The 8,131-nt window shown below is 73.7% G+C and carries 6 protein-coding genes; all 6 read right to left on the bottom strand.

What is annotated here, in order from left to right; all coding sequences use genetic code 11:
* Positions 1-168 precede the first annotated feature (168 nt).
* A complete protein-coding gene (locus ABD308_RS35375; protein WP_344344129.1) occupies positions 169-831 on the bottom strand; it encodes a 4'-phosphopantetheinyl transferase family protein in 663 nt (220 codons plus the stop codon).
* Positions 832-879: 48 nt separating this feature from the next.
* Complete coding sequence (locus ABD308_RS35370; protein WP_344344127.1) at positions 880-3,219, bottom strand: arylsulfatase; 2,340 nt, start codon at positions 3,217-3,219, stop codon at positions 880-882.
* Positions 3,216-4,853, bottom strand: coding sequence for an ABC transporter ATP-binding protein (locus ABD308_RS35365; RefSeq protein WP_344344125.1), 1,638 nt, complete (start codon positions 4,851-4,853; stop codon positions 3,216-3,218). Before ABD308_RS35365 ends, ABD308_RS35370 begins: the two co-directional genes overlap by 4 nt.
* On the bottom strand, positions 4,850-5,710 hold the full coding sequence (locus ABD308_RS35360) for an ABC transporter permease (protein WP_344344123.1): 861 nt from the start codon (positions 5,708-5,710) through the stop codon (positions 4,850-4,852). The genes ABD308_RS35365 and ABD308_RS35360 overlap by 4 nt, the downstream gene beginning before the upstream one ends.
* Before the next feature lie 3 nt (positions 5,711-5,713).
* On the bottom strand, positions 5,714-6,658 hold the full coding sequence (locus ABD308_RS35355) for an ABC transporter permease (RefSeq protein ID WP_344344121.1): 945 nt from the start codon (positions 6,656-6,658) through the stop codon (positions 5,714-5,716).
* A 19-nt stretch (positions 6,659-6,677) separates the two neighbouring features.
* On the bottom strand, positions 6,678-8,131 hold a 1,454-nt coding region (locus ABD308_RS35350), incomplete at its 5' end, for an ABC transporter substrate-binding protein (protein WP_344344119.1).

Here is an 8,131-nt window from a genome sequence, read left to right as displayed (position 1 = left end):
CTTCGGCGCGGACGAGCACCGCGCCGCCGTACGCGCCCACCGCCGCCGTCAGGTACGGGCCGGCCTGCCGCGCCAGTTCAACGATCTCCGTGCTCATTCCCGTCTCCCTCGGGCCGCACCCCAGCTGCCCTGCGGCAGTTCAGGGGAAGAGCTTAGAGCCATCGGCGCCTACCGCAGGACCGTGATGGCGGTGGCGAGGTGCCCGTCGTGGACGCGCCAGCGTCCCGCCAGGGTGGGCAGGGGGGAGGGGACGAGGATGGTGGCGGTGAAGGTGCCGTCGGGGCGGAGGACGAGGTCGGCCTCGGAGAAGTCGAGGAAGCGCTGGGTGAGCGGGAACCAGGTCTTGTAGACGGATTCCTTGGCGCTGAACAGGATGCGGTCCCAGGGGGTGCCGGGGTCGGACGCGGACAGGGCGGTGTTGCGCTTCTGCTCCGCGGGGAGGGCGATGGCGTCGAGTACGCCCTCGGGCAGCGGGAGGGCGGGTTCGGCGTCGATGCCGAGGGAGAGGACGTCCTCGGCCCGGGCGACGGCGGCGGCGCGGAAGCCGGCGCAGTGGGTGAGCGAGCCGACGACGCCGTCCGGCCAGCCGGGGGCGCCGCGCAGGCCGGGGACCAGCGGTCGGTACGGGACGCCGAGGCGGGTGAGGGCGAGGCGGGCGCAGTGACGGACGGTGGTGAACTCGCGGCGGCGGGATTCGACGGCGCGGGCGATGGCCGCCTCCTCCGCCGGTTCGAGGCGGGCCTCGGGCGGGTCGGAGTAGGCGGTCTCGACGACGACGGGTGCGGGCAGGAGCTCGTTGATCACTGTTCCCCCGGACAGGACGGACGACATGGCCTTCCGGAGAATAGCGTGATGATCGGATCGGCGATCGGTGATCGGCTATTCGAACGCGGCGGCGGCCTCCCGCAGCGCTCGGGCGACGGTCGCCGGGTCGTCGGGGCCGGGCGCGCCGGGCAGGTAGGTGACGGCGCGCAGCCCGCCGCTGTAGCGGAAGGAGCGGTGGCGCTCGTACAGCGGCCACGACACCGGGGACCTGCGGTCGACGCCGACGCTGATGCCCTGGAACGGGGCCATGCCGATGAGCTGGTGGACGGGCCCGAGCCGGCCGGTCCCGGTGCCGTCGACCAGGACGCGGAACTCCCAGCGCAGGCCGGCCACGGCGGTCGCCTCGACGGTGACCAGGTGGGCGCCGGGGGCGAGCGGGCCGGCGTCGGCCTCGAAGAGCTCGCCGTACTGGTTGTAGGCGAACCGCAGCCGGCCGTCCTCGACGTAGAGGCCGTAGCCGCCGCCCTGGTCGCCGTGCGAGACCAGCACCCCCGCGTCCTCGGCGCCGTGGTGGGCGAGTTCGACCTCGATGGCGAAGGAGCGGAAGGCGATCAGCCGGGACGAGCGGTACCGCTCCAGTTCGGGCGTGCCGGCGAGCAGCCGCAGCGAACGGCGCAGCAGGGCCTCGTCGGGGTGGCGGCGGGCGAGGGCGCCGCCGCCGTCGTTGAGCGGGAAGACGCCGTTGCGCCAGGCGGCGGCCTCCCACGCCTCGGACAACTCCTTGACCAGGCCGGGGTGTTCGGCGGCGAGGTCGTGGATCTCGGTGGGGTCGGTGCGCAGGTCGTAAAGCGCCCACTCGCCGTCGTCGTACGGGGCGCCGGGGCGGTGCAGGGTGACCAGCTTCCAGCCGTCGCGGTAGTGGCTGCGGTTGCCGGTCATCTCGCAGTACTGCTCGGGGTGGGTGGAGGCGGCGGCCGGGTCGCGCAGCACGGAGGCGAAGGTGGCGCCGTCCAGGGACTGGGTCGGCAGGCCCGCGCGCCGGGCGGGCCGCTCCACGCCGGCGAGGTCGAGCAGGGTGGGCAGCAGGTCGGTGACGTACTGGTACTGGGTGCGGACGCCGGGGTCGTCCTCGGCGCGCGGGAGGCCGGCGGGCCAGGAGAGCACGAAGGGGACGCGTACGCCGCCCGCGTGGGTCTGGCCCTTGTAGAGGCGGAACGGGGTGTTGGAGGCCATGCCCCAGCCGCGCGGGTAGTGGACCAGCGAGCGCGGGCCGCCGATCAGTTCCACCTCCCGTTCGACGTCGGGGTTCCAGTCCTCGGGGAGGCCGGGGTGGTGGACGAAGCGGCTGAAGTAGCTGCGGGTGCCCTCGGCGCCGCCCTCGCCGGTGCCGCCGTTGTCGGAGGTGAACACCACGATGGTGTTGTCGAGTTCGCCGAGTCCGGTGAGGGTGTCGAGCAGCCGGCCGAGGTTCTGGTCGACGTTGTCGACCATGGCGGCGTAGACCTCCATGTAGCGGGCGTAGAGCCGCCGCTGGGCGGGGTTGAGCTCGCTCCAGGGGCTGACCTCGTGGCCGGATTCGGTGTTGCGGTCCGGCAGTTCGGTGCCGGGCGGGAAGTGGCCGGCGGCCAGCTGGCGGGCGAATCTGGCGGCGCGCAGCTCGTCCCAGCCGCCGTCGTAGCGGCCCCGGTGGCGGGCGAGGTCCTCGGGCTTGGCCTGCAGTGGGCCGTGCACGGCGTTGTGGGCGAGGTAGAGCAGGAACGGCTTGTCGGCGTCGTGGGCGCGCAGCGCCTTCACCATGTCGATGGCGCGGTCGGTGATGTCGTCGGTGTAGTAGTAGTCGTCGGGGAGTTCGTCGATGTCCAGCGGGCTGTTGTCGCGGACGAGTTGGTGCGGGTGGAAGAGGCTGGTGAGGCCTTCGAGGACGCCGTAGTACTGGTCGAAGCCCTTCTGCAGCGGCCAGTTGGCGCGGTTGTCGGCGGCGTTGGAGGCGGAGTCCCGGGTGAGGTGCCACTTGCCGACGGCGTAGGTGGCGTAGCCGGCGTCGTGCAGCAGCTGGGCGAGGGTGGGGATGTCGTCGGCGATCTCCATGCCGTAGCCGGGGAAGCCGGGGTCGGCGTTGGCGACGAAGGAGTAGCCGACCCGGTGCGGGTTGAGGCCGGTGAGCAGGGCGGCCCGGGCGGGGGAGCAGAGCGGCATGGTGTGGTAGTTGGCGAGCTTGACGCCGCGCTCGGCGAGGCCGTCCAGGGCCGGGGTGGGGATCTCGGCGCCGAACGGGCTGATGTCGCTGTAGCCGAGGTCGTCGACCAGGACGACGACGATGTTGGGCGCGCCCTCGCGCGGGCGGATCCGCCCGGGCCAGGCGGGCGTGGACTCGCGGAAGGTGCGGCCGACGGTGCCGGGGAAGCCGGCGTACGGGTCGCGGTAGGGCGCTTCCGCGTCGGGGGTGCCGGTCATGCGGTGCTCCGGGTGCTGAGGGCGGCGGGCCGGGCGTCCAGGCGTGGGACGGCGGCGAGGAGTTCGGCGGTGTAGGGGTGCTCGGGCGCGGTGACGACCCGGTCGGCCGGGCCGGTCTCGACGATCCGGCCGCGGTGCATGACGGCGATCCGGTGGCTGACCTGCCGGACCACCGCGAGGTCGTGGGCGATGAACAGCAGGGCGAGGCCGAGTTCGCGCTGGAGGCGGGCGAGCAGGTCGAGCACCTGGGCCTGGACCGAGACGTCCAGCGCGGAGACCGGCTCGTCGCAGATCAGCACGCTCGGCTCGGGCGCCAGCGCCCGGGCGATGCCGATGCGTTGGCGCTGGCCGCCGGAGAAGGCGCGCGGGTACCGGTCGGCGCTGTCGGGGTCGAGGCCGACCTGCTCCAGCAGTTCGGCGACCCGGCGGGCGCGCGCGGGGCGGTCGCCCAGGCGGTGGGCGATCAGCGGCTCGGCGATGATCCGGCCGACGGTCATCCGGGGGTTGAGCGAGGAGTACGGGTCCTGGAAGACCAGTTGCACCTCGCGCCGGGCGGCCCGCTCGCCGCCGTGTCCGAACTCCTCTCCCCGGAACCGGATCCCGCCGCCGCTCGGGGCGTGCGCCTGGACCAGCGCGCGGGCCAGCGTGGACTTGCCGGAGCCGGACTCGCCGACCAGGCCGAGCGTCTCGCCGGGGTGCAGCACCAGGTCGACGCCGTCCAGCGCGGTGACCGCGCGCCGTCGCGAGCCGTAGGTCTTGCGCAGGCCGGTGACGGTGAGCAGCGGCTCGGGCCCGGGCACGCTGTTGGCGGCGGCCTCCGAGGGCGCCTCCAGGCGTGGGACGGCGGCCAGCAGCTGCTTGGTGTAGGGGTGCCGCGGTTCGGCGAGGACGTCGGCGGTCCCGCCGGACTCGACCACCCGGCCGTCGCGCATCACCAGCAGCCGGCGGCAGGTCTGCGCGATCACCCCGAGGTCGTGGCTGATCACCACGAGCGCGGTGCCGGTCTCCCGGTTGATCCGGGTGAGCAGGCGCAGGATCTGCCGCTGGACGGTCGGGTCGAGGGCGGTGGTGGGTTCGTCGGCGACCAGCACCTCGGCGTCGTTGGCGAGCGCTAGGGCGATCATGACGTGCTGGCGCTGGCCGCCGGAGAACTGGTGCGGGTGGTCGCGCAGCCGGTCGGCGGCGTCGGGGATGCCGACCAGGTCCAGCAACTCGACGGCGCGGGCGGCGCGTTCGCGCTTGTCGGGACGGGTTCCGTGGGCCCGCAGTGCCTCGTCGAGCTGCCGGCCGATGGTGAGCACCGGGTTGAGCGAGGACATCGGGTCCTGGAAGACCATGGCGATCCGCCGGCCCCGGACGGCGCGCAGGGCGCTCTCGGGCAGCGTGGCGAGGTCCTGGCCGGCCAGTTCCACCGTGCCGGCGGTGATCCGCCCGCCGGCGGGGAGCATGTGCAGCAGGGCGAGCGCGGTGGTGGACTTGCCGGAGCCGGATTCGCCGACCAGGCCGAGGGTGTCCCCGGCGGCGAGTTCGAAGCCGACGCCGTCCACGGCTGAGGTGCCGTCGGTGGCGCCGTCGAACGTCACGGTGAGGTCGGTGACCCGCAGTACGGTGCGGCGGGGAGGGCTGGCGGTCATCGGCGGATCCCCCGGTTCAGGGCCTCGGCGATCAGCGTGAAGCCGAGCACCAGCGCGGTGGTCACGGCCAGCGGGGCGGCCGCGAAGGTCGGATGGGTGGCGAGGTAGCCGACGGACTGGCTGAGGATCGAGCCGAGGGTCGGCTCCGGCGGGCGCACGCCGAGCCCCAGGAAGCTCATCGCGCCCTCGATGAAGACGCCGACCGACAGCGCCACCGCGGTCTGCACGACCAGCGGGTCGACGGCGTTCGGCAGCACGTGCCGCAGCAGCACCCGGGCCCGGGAGGCGCCGCCGACCCGGGCGGCCAGCGCGTACTCACGCTCCCGCTGGACCAGGATGCCGGACCGCAACTGGCGTCCGAACAGCGGGATCTCGGCGAGCGCGATGACGATGAACACCGGCCAGCGGCCCGGCCCGAGCACGGCCGTGACGGCCAGCGCCAGGATCAGCCCCGGGAAGGCGAGCACCAGGTCGAAGGCCCGCTGGACGGCGGTGTCCGCCCAGCGGTGGGTGGCCGCGAGCAGGGCGAGCGAGCAGCCGGTCAGCGCGCCGACCGGTACGGCGCCGAAGGTCAGCGCGAGGTCGGTGGTGATGCCGTGCAGGACCCGGCTGAGCAGGTCCCGCCCGAGGTCGTCGGTGCCCAGCGGGTGCTCGGCGCTCGGCCCGGCGAGCGCCAGCGGGCCCTGGGCGTCGGGGTCGTGTCCGGTGAGCAGCGGGGCCAGCAGCCCGGCCAGGGCGATGGTGCCGACCAGGGCGAGCCCGGTCAGGCCGCGGGCGGTGAGCAGCCCGGCGAGGTGGCGGTTGCGGACGGCGGCACGCGCGGAGCGCGCCGGGGCGGGGGCGGTCAGGGCGGTCATCGGTTACTCCCACCGGATCCGGGGGTCGAGCCAGGCGTACACGAGGTCGGTGAGCAGCTGGACGGCGACGTAGCCGGCGACGACCAGCAGCAGCACGGCCTGCACCACCGGGTAGTCGCGGCGCAGCACGCCCTGCTCGACGAGCTGGCCGAGCCCGGGCCAGGCGAAGATCCGCTCCACCAGCACCGCCCCGGCGACCAGGTGGCCGATCTGCAGACCGAGCACGGTGACGGCGGACGGCAGCGCGTTGGGCAGGGCGTGCCGCCAGACGATCCGGCGGCGGGAGACGCCGACGGCGGTGGCGGTGCGCACGTAGTCCTCGGCGAGCGCCCGTTGGATGCCGTCGCCGAGGTACCGGGCGAGCACGGCGGCGCTGGGCAGGGCGAGGCAGACGGCGGGCAGCAGCAGGTACTGCAGCGCGAGGTCGGGGGCGTCGAGCAGGGACTCGTGGCCGCCGGCGGGCAGCAGCCCGAGGGTGACCGCGAACAGCAGCACCAGCAGCACGCCGGTGACGAACGGGGGCACGGCCAGCACGGCGGTGGTGAAGGCGCGGACGGCGGCGGCGACCGTTCGGCGCTCGGCGGTGGCGCCGAGCACGCCGAGCGGCAGGGCCAGCAGGACGACCAGCAGCAGGGCGGCGGCGGTGAGTTGGACGGTGGCGCCGATGCCGTCGCCGATCAGTTCGGAGACCTGGCCGCCGATCGAGTAGCTGGGCCCGAGGTCGCCGGTGAGGAGGTCGCCGAGCCAGCGCAGGTACTGCGTCAGCAGCGGCTCGTCGAGCCCGAGTCGGGAGCGGATCGCGGCGACGGCCTGGGGTCCGGCGTCGGGGCCGGCCAGCGTGGTGGCGGGGTCGCCGGGGATCAGCCGGAGGATGAGGAAGACCAGGAAGGAGGCGAGGAGGAGGACGAGCAGCCCGGAGGGCAGTCGCTTGAGGAGGAGGCTTCGCATGGGGTCCCGGGCCGTCCCGTCAGGCCGTGAGGTAGGCGTCGTCGAGGTTGAGGTAGCCGAACTTGTTGAGGGTGGCGCCGCGGGCCTTGCCGCCGGCGACCTCGCTGAGGCCGGCGATGGCGAGGTCGATCACGAACTGCTCGTCGAGCAGGGTGTCGGTGATCTGCCGGTAGAGCGCCTTGGCCTCGTCGCTGTCGCTGTCCGGCCGCTTCCAGGCGCGCCGCACGATGTCGGTGTAGGCCGGCGAGGTGAAGTGCGAGCTGTTCTTCGCCTCGTTGAACGGGTAGGCGCTCACCGCCAGGGTGGCGGGGTGGAGTTGGGCGAAGCCGTGGCTGAGCGTCCACAGCGCGGGCATGGTCTGGGCGATCAGCTGCTTCTGCATGGTGGGCGAGTCGACGGGCTGCAGCACGGTCTCGATGCCGACCTGCTTGAGGTCGTACTGGAGGATCTGCGCGATGGCGGTGTTGCCCGGGTCGTTGCTGTGCGCGAACGGCAGGGTGATGCCGGTGAGTCCGGCCTCCTTGAGCAGTTGCCGGGCCCGCTCGGGGTCGTGTCGGTAGTGGGCGGCGGCGTCCGCGCTGTACGCGGGGGAGGACTTGGGCCAGGGCGTGGCGGAGACGGTGCCGGAGCCGCCGAGCGCCTGCTGGACCAGCCGCTCGCGGTCGACGGCCCAGGCGATGGCCTGGCGGACCCGCTTGTCGCCGACGTGCTCGGCGGTGAGGTTGACGCCGATGTAGTACGCGCCGCCGCCGGTGTCGTAGGAGGTGACGCGGAACTGCGGGTCGCCGCGCAGGGCGGTGAGGTCCTTGCCGCGCACGTGGTAGGAGAGGTGGGTCTGGCCGGTCTTCAGGGAGGAGAGCAGCGACTCGCTCTGGGGGATCACCCGGATCTCGACGCCGTCCAGGTAGGGGCGGCCGGGGTTCCAGTACGTCTCGTTGCGGGCGAAGGTGAGCGAGCTGCCGGGCTTGCGCTCGGTGAAGGTGTAGGGGCCGGTGCCGACCAGCCTCGTCCCGGCGAAGGCCTCCTCGACGGTGGCCGAGTCCGGGATGATCATGAACTCGAAGAGGTCGAAGATGTTGCTCACCGGGTGGGCGAGGACGAGGGTGAGCTCGAAGTCGCCGTTCTTGCGGAAGTCGGTGACGGCGGCCGCGGTCGAGCGCAACTGGGCCGAGCGGGCCGGGTTCTGCAGGTTCTTGACGGCGAAGACGACGTCGTCGGCGGTGAACCGGCGGCCGCTGTGGAACGTCACGTCCTCGCGCAGTTTGAGGGTGACGCCGGTGCCGTCGGGGGCGACCTGCCAGGAGGTGGCCAGCTCGGGCTGCGGCCTCAGCCGGTCGTCGTAGCGGGTCAGGGTGTTGAAGACGAGGCGCTGGACGAGGGTGTTGGCGCTCTGCGCGAACAGCAGGGCGGGGGTGAAGTCGACACTCGCGCCGACCGTGAGGACGCCGCCGCGGCGCGGGCCCGCCGCGCCAC

This window comes from Kitasatospora putterlickiae (genome assembly GCF_039527695.1).
In the GTDB taxonomy this organism is placed as follows: domain Bacteria; phylum Actinomycetota; class Actinomycetes; order Streptomycetales; family Streptomycetaceae; genus Kitasatospora; species Kitasatospora putterlickiae.
Note: the sequence above shows the minus strand (reverse complement) of the source record. Positions and strands in the feature narration are given on the sequence as shown.

Bases quoted from the DNA above. Each gene is read 5' to 3' on its own strand.
- ABD308_RS35360 (WP_344344123.1), bottom strand. From the start codon at position 5,710: ATGACCGCCCTGACCGCCCCCGCCCCGGCGCGCTCCGCGCGTGCCGCC.
- ABD308_RS35355 (WP_344344121.1), bottom strand. From the start codon at position 6,658: ATGCGAAGCCTCCTCCTCAAGCGACTGCCCTCCGGGCTGCTCGTCCTC.
- ABD308_RS35370 (WP_344344127.1), bottom strand. From the start codon at position 3,219: ATGACCGGCACCCCCGACGCGGAAGCGCCCTACCGCGACCCGTACGCC.
- ABD308_RS35365 (WP_344344125.1), bottom strand. From the start codon at position 4,853: ATGACCGCCAGCCCTCCCCGCCGCACCGTACTGCGGGTCACCGACCTC.
- ABD308_RS35375 (WP_344344129.1), bottom strand. From the start codon at position 831: ATGTCGTCCGTCCTGTCCGGGGGAACAGTGATCAACGAGCTCCTGCCC.